The following is a 14,657-nucleotide window of genomic DNA, read 5'->3' on the forward strand; positions in this document are numbered from 1 at the left end:
AGCGAAGGACGGCGCATGGGGTTGCGGGATCGGGCGGCGATCGCCGGGGTGGGCTACACGCCGTTCAGCAAGGACTCCGGCGTCTCGACGCTCACCCTCGCCATCGACGCGATCCTCGCCGCCCTGGACGACGCCGGGCTGGGCGTCGACGACGTGGACGCGCTGGCCACCCACCGCGTCGGCGACTCCACACCGCCGTGGGTGGTCGCCCCGGCACTCGGCATCCCGGAGGTGAACTGGTACCTCGACCAGTTCGGTGGAGGCAGCGTCTCGCACGCGGTGATCGGGCAGGCGGCCATGGCGGTGGCCACCGGCGTCGCCCGCACCGTCGTCTGCTACCGCGCGATCAACGCGCGTTCGGAGTTCCGCATGGGCGGCACCGGACGTGGCGTCGCGCCGGTCTTCGACGCGCAGTACCAGGCGCCGTACGGCTACTTCGCCCCGCCGCAGCAGTTCGCCATGTTCACCCGCGCGCACATGATCAAGTACGGGACGACGCCCGAGCAGCTCGGCTCCATCGCGGTGGGTCAGCGCGCCAACGCCGTCAAGAACCCGCGCGCCCTGAAACGCGACCCGATCACGATCGAGGACTACCTGGCCTCCCGGTGGATCGCCGAACCCCTGCGGCTGCTGGACTGCTGCCTGGAGACGGACGGGGCCTGCGCGGTCGTCGTGACCTCCGCCGAACGCGCCCGGGACCTCGCCGCGCCGCCGGTCCTGATCTCCGGCGCCGTCTGGGGCGGCGGCGACAGCTTCTTCTCCGGCCAGGGCGGCGACTTCACCGTCTCGGAGGCCGCGCGGATCGCCCCCCGGCTCTACGCCACGGCGGGCGTGGGCCCGGAGGACATCGACGTCGCCGAGCTGTACGACTGCTTCACGTACTCGGTCCTCGTCCAACTGGAGGACTACGGGTTCTGCGCCAAGGGGGAGGGCGGCCCGTACGCCGCCTCCGGCGCGACCCGGCTGGACGGCCCGCTGCCGGTCAACACCCACGGCGGCTTCCTCTCGGAGGGGTACGTGCACGGCATCAACCACGTCGCCGAGGCCGTCGCCCAGTTGCGCGGCACCGCCGGTGACCGGCAGGTGAGCGGCGCCGAGGTCGCGCTGTCCACGGCCCAGCCCGGCTACGTGCTGGCCGGCACCTCGGCGCTGATCCTCCGGGCGGACCGATGAGGCTTCGACGAAGGAGGAGAGCGCTTGAGTCTGGCTGAGCGGCCGAGACCGCAGGCCGATCGCGACTCCGCGCCGTGGTGGGAGGCGGTCCGCCGGCATGAGCTGCTGGTCCAGGAGTGCGGCGACTGCGGAGCGCTTCGCTTCCCGCCCCGGGCGATCTGTGGTCGCTGCCGGTCCCGGCGGAGCGCCTGGGCGCCGGTCCGGGGGACCGGGCGCGTCGCGAGCTGGATCGTGAACCACCAGATCTTCATGCGCGCCTTCGCCGACGAGGTGCCCTACGCCGTCCTGCACGTGCGGCTCGACGAGGCCGACGACCTTTTCATGTACGGCGACCTGACGGGCGCGGACCCGGCCGACGTGACGCCGGGCATGCCGGTTCAGGCGGTCTTCACGGACGTCGGCGACGATCTCACGCTCGTGCGCTGGCGGCCCCGCTGAGACGTCCGCCCCGCGTGTCGCGCTTTTCGCCGGGTCGGTGTGTCGTATTGCGGTGGATCCGGTATTTTCGGGAGCGGCCTGTGTCACCGCACGCCTCCATCCAGCTCGCAGGCGTCATCCGGCCGCGCGACGCGCCTCATATCGCTCTGCTTCTTCCCCTGTAGCCCAGGAGGCTGCTTGTTCTTCGGCATCATCCTCGCGTTGATCGCGACGGTCCTGTACAACGCCGGCTTCGTCCTCGAGAAGCGGGCGTTGCGCGACCTGCCCCCGATCAGCGCGCACCGGGTGGGCCACCTCGTCCGTGTCCTGTGCGGCAGCCGGGCGTGGGTGACCGGCTTCCTCGTCATGGGGATGGGGTTGCTCTGCCAACTCGGGGTGATGTCGCTGGTCCCGCTGAGCGTCGGGCAGCCGATCCAGCTCGCCGGCCTGGCGCTCCTGGTGGTGTTCTCCGCGGTGTTCCTGGGGGAGCGCACCACACCGCGCGAGTGGACCGGGCTGGGCGTGCTCGCGCTGTCGCTGCTGCTGGTCTGCCTGTCGATGGAGCCCACCCGGCTCGGCCTGCGCGCCGACACGGGCGTGCTCCTCGCCGTGTCGGCCGGCACGGTCGTCCTGGCCATGGGCGCGTTCCTCGCCGCCATGCGCTCGGGGCGGCGCACCGGCCGTCCGGTGCCCGGCGTGCTGTACGGCGCCGCCTCCGGTCTGCTGTACGGCGCCGGCGCGCTGCAGACCAAGGGCGTCGCCGGCTTCCTCGCCGACCACGCGGGCGGAGTCGTCGGCCGCACGATCGCCTCGCCCTATCCCTACCTGTACATCCTGTTGTCGGGCGCGGGCCTGCTGCTGTTCCAGACCGGCCTGCAGCGCGGCCGCGCCTCGATCGTGGTGCCGGTCTCCAGCGTCGTCGGCAGCGTGTACACCGTCATGGCCGGCACGGCGGTCTTCGGCGAGCCCCTGCCGGAGGACCCGGTCCGCCTCGTGCTGCGGTCGGCCGGGTTCGCCGCGTCGATCATCGTGGTCGTGCTGCTGCCCCGCCACGACGAGGAGCCCGTCGAGGTGCTCGGCGCCCCGGCCCTCGTGACCTCCGACCAGGCGGGCTGACCTCCTAGCGAACGCGGACGCCGACGCGGACGCGGGTGCGCAGCGCCTGCTTGTCGACCTTGCCGTTGACGTTCGCGGGCAGGGCGTCGACGAGCGTGACGTGCCGGGGGACCTTGTAGTTCGACATGTGCTCGCGCGCCCAGGCGACGATCTCGGCCGGCTCGACCGGGGCCGAGGGGACCACGAACGCCCACCCGACCTCGCCCAGCGTCTCGTGCGGCACCGCGACGACCGCCGCCTGGGCGACGGCCGGATGGTGCAGCAGCAGCGCCTCGATCTCCGCCGGGTAGGCGTTGAAGCCCCCGACGATGAACATGTCCTTCTTCCGGTCGACGATCGCCAGGTTGCCCCGCGCGTCGAGCGCGCCGACGTCCCCGGTGTGCAGCCACCCGTCGGCGTCCACGGCCTCCGCCGTGCGCTCCGGGTCATCCCAGTAGCCGCGCATCACGCCGTACCCGCCGACGAGGATCTCCCCGCGCCCGCCGGCCGGCAGGTCCCTCCCGTCGTCGTCCACGACCCGCACCGTCACGCCCGGCACGGGCCGGCCGGTGGTGGCGGCGATCACCTCGACCGGGTCCCCGGCCCGCGTCATCGAGACGACGGTGCCCTCCATCAGCCCGTACGCGTTGATCATCCGGTCCAGCCCGACCCGCTCGACCAGCCGCCGGATCAGCTCCGGCGGCACCGCCGCAGCCCCGCAGATCGCCACCCGCAGCGAGGACACGTCGCGCCCGTCGACCTCCTCCAGGATCCGGTGGAACAGCGTCGGCGGGCCCGCCAGGACGCTGATCCGGTCCCGTTCGATCATCTCCAGCAGCGCGTCGGGCGCGAACACCGAGATCGGCATCATCGTCGCGCGTTTCAGCACGCAGGCCAGCAGCCCGGCGTTGATCCCGAATCCATGCGAGAAGGGCGCGATGATCGGATAGCGGTCGTCCGCGCGGAGCGTCACGATCGAGGCCCAGTCCCAGTAGCCGCGGAGCAGTTGCGCCTGGGGCAGCATGACGCCCTTCGGCGTACCGGTCGTGCCGGAGGTGGCCATGATCTCGGCGAGGTCGTCCGGACCGACCGCCAGGGCGCGTTCCTCGGCGTCCCCGACCTCCTCGCCGGCCGCCAGCAGGGCCTCATACGAGAGGGCCGGAGCGGGCGCGCCGGTCCCGGCGAGGGTGACGACGTGCCGCAGCTCCCGCAGGTCGCCGTACGGTCGTCCGCCGACCGGCCCGCCGCACACCTCCTCCAGCGCGCCGACGTAGGAGAAGCCGAGGAACCCCTCATCCACGAACAGCACCCGCGCGCCGGTCCGGCGGAGCAGGGCGGCGGCCTCGATCCCGCGGAACCGGGTCGACAGCGGGGTGATGACCGCCCCGGCGTCCCAGACGCCGTACGCGATGACCACCCAGGCCGCGGAGTTCGGCGCCCACACGGCGACGCGGTCGCCGGGCCCGACGCCGAGGGCGAGCAGCCCGCGGGCCACCCGCGCGGCCTCCTCCCGGAGCGCGCGCAGCGTCAGCGTCGTGTCGCCGTCCACGACGACGACGTCGTCGGGATGGCGTGCCGCCTGGTCGCGCAGCATCCGCGGGATCGTCCCCCAGTCCGGCACCGGTTCCATGACACGCCTCCGCTCCTGTGGGGTGGGGAACGGCCTCCCGTCACTCCGTGACGGCCGCCCTGTCCCGGCCCAGGTGGTGTCCGCGCAGGTCGGTCACCGATCCCGGGCGGGCCTGTTCCGCGACGTCCTCCTCGACGACGACCTCGATGGCCACCGGCGTGATCGCGACGAGGGCCTGCTGGATGCGCGACCGCCACATCGGGTTCCGCACGAGCGTCGCGCGGTTGAACGTGACGTGCAGCGCGGCGGAGTCGAGCGTGCCCGCGCGGGAGACGCGCAGGTCCCAGTGCGCGATGCCGTCGATCCGGGCCAGGGCCGCGGCCACGCGCGGGAGCGAGAGCCACCGCCCCCGCACGAGGATGTGCTCGCCCACGGTGTGGTCCGGCCCGGGGATTCCCGCGCCGCCGGTCAGGCGCACGACCTGCCCGGTGCGCAGCGTCGCGCCGGACAGCGTGGAGTGCCAGGCGGGAGTGACCACGATCTCCGCGGCCCCGGCCTCGTACGGCGGCTCCAGCAGCACGTCCTTGCCGATCGGCGCCACGCCCAGCAGCCCGTCGCGGGCCGGGGCGTACGCGGCGTCGCGCGCGGACCGGTGCGCCATCGGCAGGCCGAAGAACGGGTCGACGTACAGCTCGCCGACCTCCGCCTCGAACTCGGACGCCAGCTGGGCGTACGTGCCCGGAGAGGGGATCTCCCCGGCGAGCAGGATCCGGCGCAGGCCGAGGTCCAGCGGGTCGAGCAGGAACTCCAGGTGCAGCCGGGCGAGCAGGTCCATCGCGCCCGTGGGCGTCGTGATCAGCGTGGTCGCCCGCACCGCCTCCAGGGCGTGGTGCAGGCGGAGCCGGCCCCGAGGGCCGGGGGCGGCGGCGGCCTGGGCGATCTCGGCGCACGCCTGCGCGAGCAGGGCGCCGGTCGCCTCGCCGTCGTTGTTCAGTGCGACCACCACCCGGTCGGCCGGTCCGACGCCGGCGGCCCGCAGCGTCGTCCTGGCGAGGTCCAGCGCGGCGGCGCGGTCCTCGGCGCTCAGCGGCACGACCACGTCGGCCTCGGGGGAGACGAGCAGCAGCCCCGCCGCGTCACGGGGGACCGGGAGGGCGTCGCGGGTGGTCCAGGTCATGAGCCCTCCTTCGTCGGGGTCACCCCATCACCTCGTCCATGAACAGCCGCATCGAGGCGGTGACGTGATCGTTCGCCAGGCCGCCGACCTGGGCCTGGAGGATCAGGTCGGTGGCCCCGGCGGCCTGGATGCGTTCGACGGCCTTGCGGGAGCCCTCGACGTCGTCCACGACGACCATGTGGTGCTCGCGGAGCGTCTCCATGGCCTCCTCGGGCGGCAGGCCGGCGGCGAGCTGGCCCAGCACCCGGTGGGTGGCGTGCCGGGCGTCGTAGTAGTCCGGGGGCGTGACGAGGTTCACCTGGCGGCGGATGTACCACAGGATCGCGTCGGCGGCCCTCGAGACGGCCTCGTCCCTCGACGGCGCCACGTGCCAGGGGATCATGAGCGCGATCCGCCGGGTCTCCGGGTCGAAACCGTTGCTCGCCAGGCACTCCTTGTACTCGGCGATGTCCTCGGCCACGTCGTCGAGGCCCTTGAGCATCGTCATGCCGAGCAGGTTGTAGCCCTTGCGGGCCGCCGCGAGGTAGCCGTCCAGCGAGGTCGAGGCGACCCAGACCGGCGGGTGGGGCTCCTGGACCGGGCGCGGGTACACCGCGACGTTCGGCACCTCGAAGAACTCGCCGGACCTCGTCACCGGCTCGCCGTCGGCGGTCCAGATCGCCAGCACCGCCTCGAGGGTGTCCTCCCAGATCCGCCGGGACTGCTCGAAGGGCCGCTGGAACGCCTGGTACTCCAGGGGGGACGCCCCCCGCCCGGTGCCGAACTCCACCCGTCCGCCGCTGAGGACGTCCAGGGTGGCGACCCGCTCGGCGGTGCGCACGGGGTGCTGGAACGGCAGCAGGACGACGCCCAGGCCGAGGTGGATGCGCTCGGTCCGCTGCGAGCAGGCCGCCAGGACCAGGTCGGGCGCGGAGGAGTGGGAGAACCCGCGTGTGAAGTGGTGCTCCACGAACCATGCCGTGTCGTAGCCGAGGCGATCGGCCAGGACGACCTGATCGATGACGTTCTCGAAGGCCCGTCGCTCGACCTCGCGGGTGCGCCCGCGCACCTCGAGCTCGTAACCCACGCTGACCCGTAGGGACATCACGCCTCCGGCAGTGTGCTCCGAATGACCAAGCGCTCGCTTGGGAAGCGTAGCAGTGCGATCGCACGGCAACAAGGCGTGGGCGGCCGAGCGGGTCAGGCGGACTCGGCCGAGTCCGGCGCCGGAACGGCGGAGGCCGCGCCGACCGGCAGCAGCGCCGGGGGCGGCGACACCGCCCCGCCGCCGGGCGTCGTCCGCGCGCCGAGCCGCGGCAGGTCCTCGTCGCCGAGCCGGATCGCCAGCCAGGCGAGCCAGCCGACGCCGATGACGCCCCAGAAGGACGCGAGCCGGTAGAGCGCCACCGCGGCCCCCGCCGGGACGGCCTGCGCGCCGAACGCGACCAGGGAGGCGGCCAGGCTCGCCTCGATGGCGCCGAGCCCACCGGGCAGCAGGGGGACGACGCTGCCGGCGGCCTGGGCGGCGTAGTAGGTGAGCGCGACGGCGTACAGCGGCGTGTGCACCCCCACCGCGTGCGCGGCGGCCGTGAGGGAGAGGATGTCGAAGGACCAGTTCAGCACGGCCATCAGGCCGAGGACGCCCCAGTCGAGCGGCCTCAGGCGCAGGGCGCCGCGGCCCTGCCACATGTCGGTGAGCGGCGCGGCGAGGCGGTGCCGCAGCAGGGGGCCGAACACGCGCAGCGCCAGGCGGTTCATGGCGTCCCGCCGCCACTTCCACAGCAGGGCGACACCGCACAGCGCGCCGGCCAGGGCCATCAGGCCGGTGATCGCCGTGGACCGGGAGTGCGGCTCGGCCACCAGGGCGGTCAGGCCGACGACGGCGTAGCCGAGGTTCATCACGACGCCGCCCAGGACGATCACGGCCGTCGCCAGCCGTGGCGTCGCCCCGGCACGGCGGAACCGGCGGAACGTGAACGCCACGCTGACCGCCGGGCCCACCGGGAGCGTGGTCGACAGCGCGTTGCCCGCGTAGGTGATCTGCAGGGCCCGGGGCAGGGACATCCGGACTCCGCCCGCCCGCAGCAGCCGCCGCTGCACGCGCGTGAACATCGTCATCGAGGCCAGTTGGGTCAGCACCACCACGACCAGCCAGCCGGGGGCCGCACCGGTCGCGACGTCCCACAGCGCGCCCGCGTCGGGCAGCTGATCGCGGAACGCCCACGCCGAGACGCCGATCGCCCCGAACATCGCCGCGCGTCCCGTCCAGCGCAGCCACCGACGGCGCGCCGAAGGGCGCGCCGCGGATGGGGCGTCGTCGGACGTCGGGGGGATGTCGGTCACAGGGGGGCACCTCGCGGGGGTCTCGCTCGCTGAACGAGTCGCCGGCGGGCCGGCATTCCCCGGCGCCGGTCCCGGGAGGGCCGGTGTGTCCTACGTCACCGGCGGGCCGCCCGAAAGCCTCACGTTCCCCTCATCGCCGGCGGGGCACCTGGGGAGCTCGCGTTTCCCTCTTCGCCGGCGGGGTGCGTGACGTCCGGAGGCATCCGGCGGCGCTCGACAGGCGGCTGTCCGCGCCTTCCTGAGATACCTCGACGAGGCTCCGGCGCGGGACGGGAAAGGATCGGGCGAGTGAGCCGGGCCGTGCGGAGCCTGTCGTCCGCGGGCGCTCGGGACGTCGCGGACGGCGACGGAGACCGGATCCTCCGCGAGCTCGCGATGGACTACCTGATCAAAGGAATGATCGTCCTCGTCGCCCTCATCGTCCTCGTGGTGGTGCTGACGATCATCTACCGGAAGGTCGGCAGGTAGTCACAGCGCCAGGGCGGCGGCGAGCCGGCCGCGGTGAGCCTCGGGCGTCCCGAAGAGCCGCGCGGACGCGGTCGCCCGCTTGAGGTGCAGGTGGGCGTCGTGCTCCCAGGTCACCCCGATGCCGCCGAGGACCTGGATCGCCTCACGCGCCGCGTGCAGGTACGCCTCGGCGCAGTACGACCCGGCGAGCGCGGCGTACACCGGCAGGGACTCCGGCTCCTGGTCGGCGACGCGCGCCGCCTCGTAGGCGGCGGACCGCGCGGATTCGACCCGCAGCAGCACGTCCGCGAGTTTGTGCTTGATCGCCTGGAAGGAGCCGATCGGCCGGCCGAACTGGACGCGGGTTTGCGCGTGCTCGACGGCCGTCTCCAGGCAGCGCTGGGCGCCGCCGACCTGTTCGGCGGCGAGCGCGGTCAGCGCGACGTCGCGCACGCGGCTCAGGTCGCCGTCGATCCGCTCGGCCGGGGCGCCGTCGAACCGCAGGCGCGCCAGCCGTCGCGTCTGGTCGAACGTCACGTGCGGAGTCCGTACGACGTCGGCGCCCCGCACCGCGTACACCCGGCCGGCGGCCGCGCAGACGATGACGTCGGCGAGGCACCCGTCGAGGACGTACGGCGCGGTACCGGTCAGGCGGTCGCCGTCCGCCGTCAGATCCCCGCCCAGGACGACGGTCGCGAGCAGGGAACCGTCGGCGATCCCGGCGAGCAGCCGTCCCTCCCGCACGGCGTACGCGGCGAGCACCGCGGTGGCCAGGTACGGGACGGGGGTCAGCGCCCGGCCCAGCTCCTCGCAGACGACGGCGAGCTCGGTGAGCCCGCAGCCCGCTCCGTCGTGCTCCTTCGGGACGGCGAGTCCCGTGAGCCCGAGTTCGCCCGCGAGCCGCCGCCACAGCGCCGCGTCGTGCGCGGCCGGGTCGGCCATGAGCCGTCGTACGGCCGTGGGCGGGCACTCCTCGGCCAGGAAGGCGCGGACGGTCGTACGGAGGTCGTCGAGTTCGTCGCTCACAGCGTGATCATAACCAAACGCTTGCTAGGTGCCCCCGTGATCGGCCGGTGATCGGACCAGGCCGAGGCCGACCTGCGCGCGTGGGCGCGGGAGCTGCGCCGACGCGGCGTCACCTGGCAGCAGGATCGCGCGAAGCACTCGGAATCGCCCGCCAATCCGCATGGGAGAGATTACGACCGGGCGACTCCCGAGCGCGCCGCCCAGGCCACGCGCTTAGCAGGCCATGGCAGGGGCCACCGTCCGGAGAGGCGGCGGGCAGGCGCCATCGCCCAGAGACGCGCCGATCATCGCCTGGAGCCGCTCGGGGGTCGGCGGGCACGTCGGCGGCGCGGAGCGTACGGGCGAAGCCGGTCAGCGTCTCGACCAGGTCGCAGGGTGAGGCGCCCGGCCCAGTAGACGGCGGCGGACGCCGGCGATCGGCGGTCAGTAGCCGCGGGTGCGGCGGGCGGCCGGGCGGGCGCCCCGGCCGGAGACGCCCAGGCCCACCCGCTGGAACGAGCGCACGAACTCCCCGCCCAGGTTGACGCCGGCGCCCAGGGCCAGCGCCACCGAGATCCCGCCGATCAGGCTCAGCATTCCGGTCTGGGGGAGTCCGACGTTCAGCTCGATCATCCCCCGGTACAGCGCCGTGCCGGGCAGCAGCGGCGCGATCGCGGGCACGATGTACGGGAGCGCGGGCTCTTGGCGGCGGCGGGCCAGGAGGTTCCCGAGGAGGCCCACGACCACCGCGCCGATCGCCGAGGCGAGCACCGGCGTCACGCCGGCGCCCCGCGCGAGGACGTATACCACCCAGATCAACGCGCCGCCCAGCGCGGCCGCCGCGAGCGCCCGGCGTGGGACGGCGAGGGACACCGCGAACGTCAGCGACACGGCCGCTGCGGCGATGACCGTCACGGGCAGGAGGGACGTGGGCGCGGTCGGCAGGGCGCCCACGTCGACCGGGACCCCCAGGCGCACGGCGACGTACACCACCACCCCGAGACCCGACACGATGGCCGCCACGATGAAGAACACCTCGAGCAGCCGGGCGGCCGCGCTGATCAGGTCGCCCGTGATGCCGTCCTGGATGCTGGCGACGAGCGGCCGTCCCGGCAGCAGCGCCAGGACCGCACCGGTCACGATCGCCGAGGCGTGGCTCGGGGCGCCGATCGCGATCACCAGCGAGGCGCTCGCCGCGCCGATGGCGGCGGCCACGGTGAGCTGGAAGAACTCCGCGACACCGCGACGCGCCAGCGCGGCGGCCGCGCGGTCGCCCAGGATCGTCGCCACGAACGCCGTGCCCGCCACGAGCGGCCCGCCGCCGACCATGACACTGGCGGACGCGGCGATCAGTCCGAGGCCGACGATCATCAGCCACGGCGGGTACGGCGGCGGCATCCGCTTGATCTCCGCCAGCCGGCGGTGCGCCTCCTCGACGTCGAGCAGGCCGAGAGACGCCTCCTGAACCAGCGCGTGCAGGGCGACCAGCCGCCAGTACGCGGGGAAGCGGCGCCGGATGGCCCGCCCGCCGGTCACCGGCATCGCGCCGTTGCCGGGATGGACGTTGACCGTGATGACGGTGAAGGTGACCGCGACGTCGGCGCGGGGCAGCTCGTACGCGACCGCGAGGCTCAGCATCGACTCGTTCACGCGCTCGGTGGCCTCGCCGCTGGCCAGCAGCAGCTCACCCACGCGCAGAACGAGATCGAGGGCGCGCGGGGACACGGAGTCGCCGGGCTCCTCTTCAAGCGGTTCGATGGACACGTCGCCCATCAGCGTCCGCAACGTCTCTCGGAGTCGATTCGCCGCAACGCCCATAAGTCAGCCCGTAACCCCCAATAACGGTTGTCCCGGGGCAGGTTATCCGGAACCGCGAAACGGGCGGTCAACCCTCCGGCTCACGAGACGGGCAGTCGGCCCTCGGGCTCGGAACGACGCGTCGTCGGCGCTCCGGCTCGGATGGGAGGGCCCTTCACTCGGATGGGCAGGCCGTCGGCCTTCCGGCCGGGGAGGCGGTCGGCCGTCCGGCTCGGGACGACGCGCCGTCAGCCCTGGGCTCAGGACGACGAGTCGTCAGCCCTCGGTTCGGGCGGACGCGCCGTCGGCTCTCGGCTCGGGCGGACGGTCCTCGACTCGGAAAGACGGGCCGTCAGCCCTCCGGTTTGGGAGAGAGGGCGCCGGCCGGCAGCCCCGGGAACGCCTCCGACGGCGGCGCGTCCCGCCAGCGGACCGCGCGCACCGCCGCCTCCTGCATCGCCTGGGCGGCGTAGCGGCGAAGGTTCGGATCACTCGCGCCCGCCAGCACCGCGTAACCCGCGATCACGCCGTCCTCGAGCGTGGCGGCGAGCCGTGCCGCGCTGCTCTCCGAGGTGACCTTGAACGGCAGCCGATAGGCGGCGGCCGCGGCCACCGGACGGCCTCCGGCGCTCTGGATGTAGCCGCGCAGCCGGTCGCGTCGGCTGCGATGGGCGTTCCAGATCAGCGTGACGTTCTGCCGCTGGGCGGGCGAGACGTGACCACCGAGCACGCCGTACCCGAAGACCGCGACGTGCTCCGCGGCGAGCGCCGCCTGCAACGCCGCGACCGTGTCCTGCGTGCCGGTCATGCGGCCTCCTTCGTCGGAGGGGTGACCAGAGGTGCTGTGTTCATGGTTCGCTCGCTGCGCTCACTCACGGGGCCTCCTTCGTCGGAGGGGTGACCAGAGGTGCTGTGTTCATGGTTCGCTCGCTGCGCTCACTCACGGGGCCTCCTTCGTCGGAGGGGTGACCAGAGGTGCTGTGCTCATGGTTCGCTCGCTGCGCTCACTCACGGGGCCTCCTTCGTCGGAGGGGTGACCAGAGGTGCTGTGCTCATGGTTCGCTCGCTGCGCTCACTCACGGGACCTCCTTCGTCGGAGGGGTGACCATCGCATCCATCAGAGGCCCCCGGTGAGGGCCTGGGCGTGGCCTGCCTCGCAGGCGCCGATGCAGGCGAGCAGCTGGGCGAGTGCCGGGTCGACCCGGCGGGCGTCGTCGGCGCGGGCGCTCGCGGCCTTGCGCTCGGCCGACCGCAGCGCCGCGAGGGCGTGCGACTCGGTGCCCGGCGCGGTCGCGGTCGCCTGTGGGCTCGGCGTGGCGGTGCCGGTCTTCGTGCCGGGGACGTAGTGGCGTCTCAGGACCGCCAGATGCTGCGTGTGGTGATCGTGCAGCGGTTTCAGCCGGTCGGCCAGGTTCCGGTGCGCGCCGAGCACCGCCTCGTACAGCGCGATGAGCGCCGCCTCGTTGTCGATCGCGGCGGTCAGCACGGACACCGTGGGGCCGGGCGGCGGTGCCTGCGCCTGTCCGACACTGGTGCATCCGGTGATCGTGGCCAGCACCGCGGCGGAGCCACCGAGCATCGCCGCGCGCCGCGTGGGAGCCGGGAACCGCAGCGCGTCCAAGCGTGCCTCCGTTCGTGATCTCTTGCACTCCGCTGCGCAAGCATTCCACAAGGGTGTGCCCGCCTGCTGGCGATGCGGGCACCCGGCCCCCTCGGCTGTGGATAGTCTTGGGTGCGGAGTGGGCGCATCGGGCGGCCACCGTCCCATCAGGCATGAAGGAGGCCCACATGAGCGTGGACGGCCGCCATGGCAGCGCTCAGGCGGGCCGGCGCGGATCCGGGCACGAGGCGCGGGCCGCGTTGATGCGACTGCTCGAACCCGTGGTCGCCGGTGCCGGGTACGACCTGGAGGACGTCATCGTGGCCCCGGCCGGCAAGCGCCGGCAGGTGCGGGTCATCGTCGACGCCGACGGCGGGGTGAGCCTCGACGACGTCGCGGACGTCAGCCAGGAGATCTCGCAGGCCCTCGACGACAGTGACGCGATGGGCTCCGCCCCGTACGTCCTCGAGGTGACCTCACCGGGCGTCGACCGGCCGCTCACGCAGCCGCGGCACTGGCGGCGCGCGGCCGGCCGTCTCGTCCGCGCGACGCTCTCCGAGGGCGGAGACCTCACCGGCCGGGTCGTGAGTGCCGACGACACGGCCGTCGTACTGGACAGTGACGGCCGTGAGCGCCGGTTGGGCTACGACGAGCTCACCCGCGGACTGGTCCAGGTGGAGTTCAATCGCCGGGGCGACGACGCCGCCGGCGACGAGGACTAGGGGGAGGCCTCGTGGACATCGACATGACCGCCCTGCGGAGTCTCGAGAGTGAGAAGGACATCTCTCTCGACCTCGTGGTCAAGGCGATCGAGGAAGCATTGCTCATCGCGTACCACCGGACCGAGGGTGCGGCGCCGAAGGCGCGCGTCGAGCTCGACCGGAACACCGGTCACGTCACCGTGTGGGCGACGGAGACCGATGAGGAGGGCGTGGGCGTCCGGGAGTACGACGACACGCCGACCAATTTCAGCCGGATCGCGGCGACCACCGCGAAGCAGGTCATCCTGCAGCACCTGCGCAACGCCGAGGACGAGTTGACGTTCGGCGAGTACGCCGGGCGTGAGGGCGACATCGTCGCGGGCGTGATCCAGCAGGGCAAGGACCCGCGCAACGTCCTCGTCGACCTCGGCAAGCTCGAGGGCGTGCTGCCGCCGGAGGAGCAGGTCCCCGGTGAGAACTACGACCACGGCGAGCGGATCCGCTCGTACGTCGTGCAGGTCAAGAAGGGGCACCGCGGGCCGCTGGTGAAGCTGTCCCGTACCCATCCGAACCTCGTGAAGAAGCTCTTCGCGCTCGAGGTTCCGGAGATCGCGGACGGCACCGTGGAGATCGCGGCGATCGCCCGGGAGGCCGGTCACCGTACGAAGATCGCCGTGCGGTCCCGTAAGGCCGGGGTCAACGCCAAGGGCGCCTGCATCGGGCCGATGGGCAGCCGGGTCCGGAACGTCATGCACGAGCTGCACGGCGAGAAGATCGACATCGTCGACTGGTCGGACGAACCTGCCGAGTTCGTCGGGAATGCACTGTCCCCGGCGCGGGTTAACCATGTCGAGGTCGTCGACGCCGAAGGGCGGGCCGCGCGGGTCGTGGTGCCCGACTACCAGCTCTCCCTGGCGATCGGAAAAGAAGGGCAGAACGCCCGTCTCGCCGCACGGCTCACCGGCTGGCGGATCGATATCCGTCCCGACACCGAGTCGGGATCTTCTACCGAAGGGGAGCATGCGGCCGGTCCCGCCGACGCCTCGACGCGGTAGACTGATGAATTGTGGCCGAGCGGCCCCACGGCGCACGTGTGTGGGCTGCCGGGTTCGTACGGCCAAGTCCGACCTGCTGCGCCTGGTCGTGATCGAGGGCTCCATTGTCCCCGATCCGCACGGGCGACTGCCGGGAAGGGGCGCCTCCCTGCACCCCGACCTGGCGTGTTTTGAGCTGGCCGAGCGTCGTCGGGCGTTCTCGCGGGCATTCCGCCTGCCGGGACCGCTCGACATCAGTGCGCTCCGGCGCTGGTTCGAGACAGAGCAGGGCGGTTCGTAAGCGACGTCTAGTCGGAAG

General features: G+C 73.1%; 15 protein-coding genes. 7 read left to right on the plus strand and 8 right to left on the minus strand.

Translation table 11 applies throughout. The features are described 5' to 3' along the window. The first annotated feature begins 15 nt into the window (after positions 1–15). The 3 genes from ABD978_RS29475 (at position 16) to ABD978_RS29485 (ending at position 2,706) form a co-directional block, all read left to right on the plus strand. Entirely contained in the window at positions 16–1,173 is a 1,158-nt protein-coding gene (locus ABD978_RS29475) for a thiolase C-terminal domain-containing protein (RefSeq protein WP_345361799.1), read from the plus strand. Between the two features lie 24 nt (positions 1,174–1,197). Beyond that, positions 1,198–1,611 (plus strand): Zn-ribbon domain-containing OB-fold protein, encoded by a 414-nt coding sequence (locus ABD978_RS29480; RefSeq protein WP_345361802.1) that lies wholly within the window; start codon positions 1,198–1,200, stop codon positions 1,609–1,611. A 177-nt stretch (positions 1,612–1,788) separates the two neighbouring features. Beyond that, positions 1,789–2,706, plus strand: coding sequence for a DMT family protein (locus ABD978_RS29485; RefSeq protein WP_345361805.1), 918 nt, complete (start codon positions 1,789–1,791; stop codon positions 2,704–2,706). 4 nt (positions 2,707–2,710) lie between these two features. Here the strand turns inward: ABD978_RS29485 and ABD978_RS29490 are convergent, their stop codons facing one another. The 4 genes from ABD978_RS29490 to ABD978_RS29505 form a co-directional block, all read right to left on the minus strand. Continuing rightward, positions 2,711–4,315 (minus strand): AMP-binding protein, encoded by a 1,605-nt coding sequence (locus ABD978_RS29490; RefSeq protein WP_345361808.1) that lies wholly within the window; start codon positions 4,313–4,315, stop codon positions 2,711–2,713. A gap of 40 nt (positions 4,316–4,355) precedes the next feature. After that, positions 4,356–5,432: a phenylacetate--CoA ligase family protein gene (locus ABD978_RS29495; protein WP_345361811.1), complete on the minus strand. Its 1,077-nt coding sequence runs from the start codon at positions 5,430–5,432 to the stop codon at positions 4,356–4,358. Positions 5,433–5,451: 19 nt separating this feature from the next. After that, positions 5,452–6,519 (minus strand): LLM class flavin-dependent oxidoreductase, encoded by a 1,068-nt coding sequence (locus ABD978_RS29500; protein ID WP_345361814.1) that lies wholly within the window; start codon positions 6,517–6,519, stop codon positions 5,452–5,454. 92 nt (positions 6,520–6,611) lie between these two features. After that, positions 6,612–7,754, minus strand: coding sequence for a lysylphosphatidylglycerol synthase transmembrane domain-containing protein (locus ABD978_RS29505; RefSeq protein ID WP_345361817.1), 1,143 nt, complete (start codon positions 7,752–7,754; stop codon positions 6,612–6,614). A gap of 288 nt (positions 7,755–8,042) precedes the next feature. Between ABD978_RS29505 and ABD978_RS29510 the strand changes: the two genes are divergently transcribed. After that, on the plus strand, positions 8,043–8,222 hold the full coding sequence (locus ABD978_RS29510) for a hypothetical protein (RefSeq protein WP_345361820.1): 180 nt from the start codon (positions 8,043–8,045) through the stop codon (positions 8,220–8,222). Here ABD978_RS29510 and ABD978_RS29515 read toward each other — a convergent pair whose 3' ends face one another. The 4 genes from ABD978_RS29515 to ABD978_RS29530 form a co-directional block, all read right to left on the minus strand. Then, a complete protein-coding gene (locus ABD978_RS29515) occupies positions 8,223–9,227 on the minus strand; it encodes an acyl-CoA dehydrogenase family protein (protein WP_345361823.1) in 1,005 nt (334 codons plus the stop codon). Between the two features lie 423 nt (positions 9,228–9,650). Next, a complete protein-coding gene (locus ABD978_RS29520) occupies positions 9,651–10,979 on the minus strand; it encodes a threonine/serine exporter family protein (RefSeq protein ID WP_345361826.1) in 1,329 nt (442 codons plus the stop codon). A gap of 376 nt (positions 10,980–11,355) precedes the next feature. Continuing rightward, positions 11,356–11,811, minus strand: a complete 456-nt coding sequence (locus tag ABD978_RS29525) for a ferritin-like domain-containing protein (RefSeq protein ID WP_345361829.1) — start codon at positions 11,809–11,811, stop codon at positions 11,356–11,358. Between the two features lie 309 nt (positions 11,812–12,120). Beyond that, entirely contained in the window at positions 12,121–12,624 is a 504-nt protein-coding gene (locus ABD978_RS29530) for a hypothetical protein (RefSeq protein WP_345361832.1), read from the minus strand. A gap of 167 nt (positions 12,625–12,791) precedes the next feature. Between ABD978_RS29530 and rimP the strand changes: the two genes are divergently transcribed. Genes rimP through ABD978_RS29545 form a run of 3 tightly spaced genes read left to right on the plus strand, consistent with a single transcriptional unit; the run spans position 12,792 to position 14,639 of the window. Next, positions 12,792–13,325: a ribosome maturation factor RimP gene (rimP, locus tag ABD978_RS29535; RefSeq protein ID WP_345361835.1), complete on the plus strand. Its 534-nt coding sequence runs from the start codon at positions 12,792–12,794 to the stop codon at positions 13,323–13,325. Between the two features lie 11 nt (positions 13,326–13,336). Further along, entirely contained in the window at positions 13,337–14,359 is a 1,023-nt protein-coding gene (nusA, locus tag ABD978_RS29540; protein ID WP_345361838.1) for a transcription termination factor NusA, read from the plus strand. A gap of 40 nt (positions 14,360–14,399) precedes the next feature. Next, positions 14,400–14,639, plus strand: a complete 240-nt coding sequence (locus ABD978_RS29545) for a YlxR family protein (protein ID WP_345361841.1) — start codon at positions 14,400–14,402, stop codon at positions 14,637–14,639. The last annotated feature ends 18 nt before the right edge of the window (positions 14,640–14,657 follow it).

It is taken from the genome of Actinoallomurus liliacearum (assembly GCF_039542035.1).
Classification (GTDB): Bacteria; Actinomycetota; Actinomycetes; order Streptosporangiales; family Streptosporangiaceae; genus Actinoallomurus; species Actinoallomurus liliacearum.

Bases quoted from the DNA above. Each gene is read 5' to 3' on its own strand.
- ABD978_RS29475 (WP_345361799.1), top strand. From the start codon at position 16: ATGGGGTTGCGGGATCGGGCGGCGATCGCCGGGGTGGGCTACACGCCG.
- ABD978_RS29490 (WP_345361808.1), bottom strand. From the start codon at position 4,315: ATGGAACCGGTGCCGGACTGGGGGACGATCCCGCGGATGCTGCGCGAC.
- ABD978_RS29495 (WP_345361811.1), bottom strand. From the start codon at position 5,432: ATGACCTGGACCACCCGCGACGCCCTCCCGGTCCCCCGTGACGCGGCG.
- ABD978_RS29520 (WP_345361826.1), bottom strand. From the start codon at position 10,979: ATGGGCGACGTGTCCATCGAACCGCTTGAAGAGGAGCCCGGCGACTCC.
- ABD978_RS29525 (WP_345361829.1), bottom strand. From the start codon at position 11,811: ATGACCGGCACGCAGGACACGGTCGCGGCGTTGCAGGCGGCGCTCGCC.
- rimP (WP_345361835.1), top strand. From the start codon at position 12,792: ATGAGCGTGGACGGCCGCCATGGCAGCGCTCAGGCGGGCCGGCGCGGA.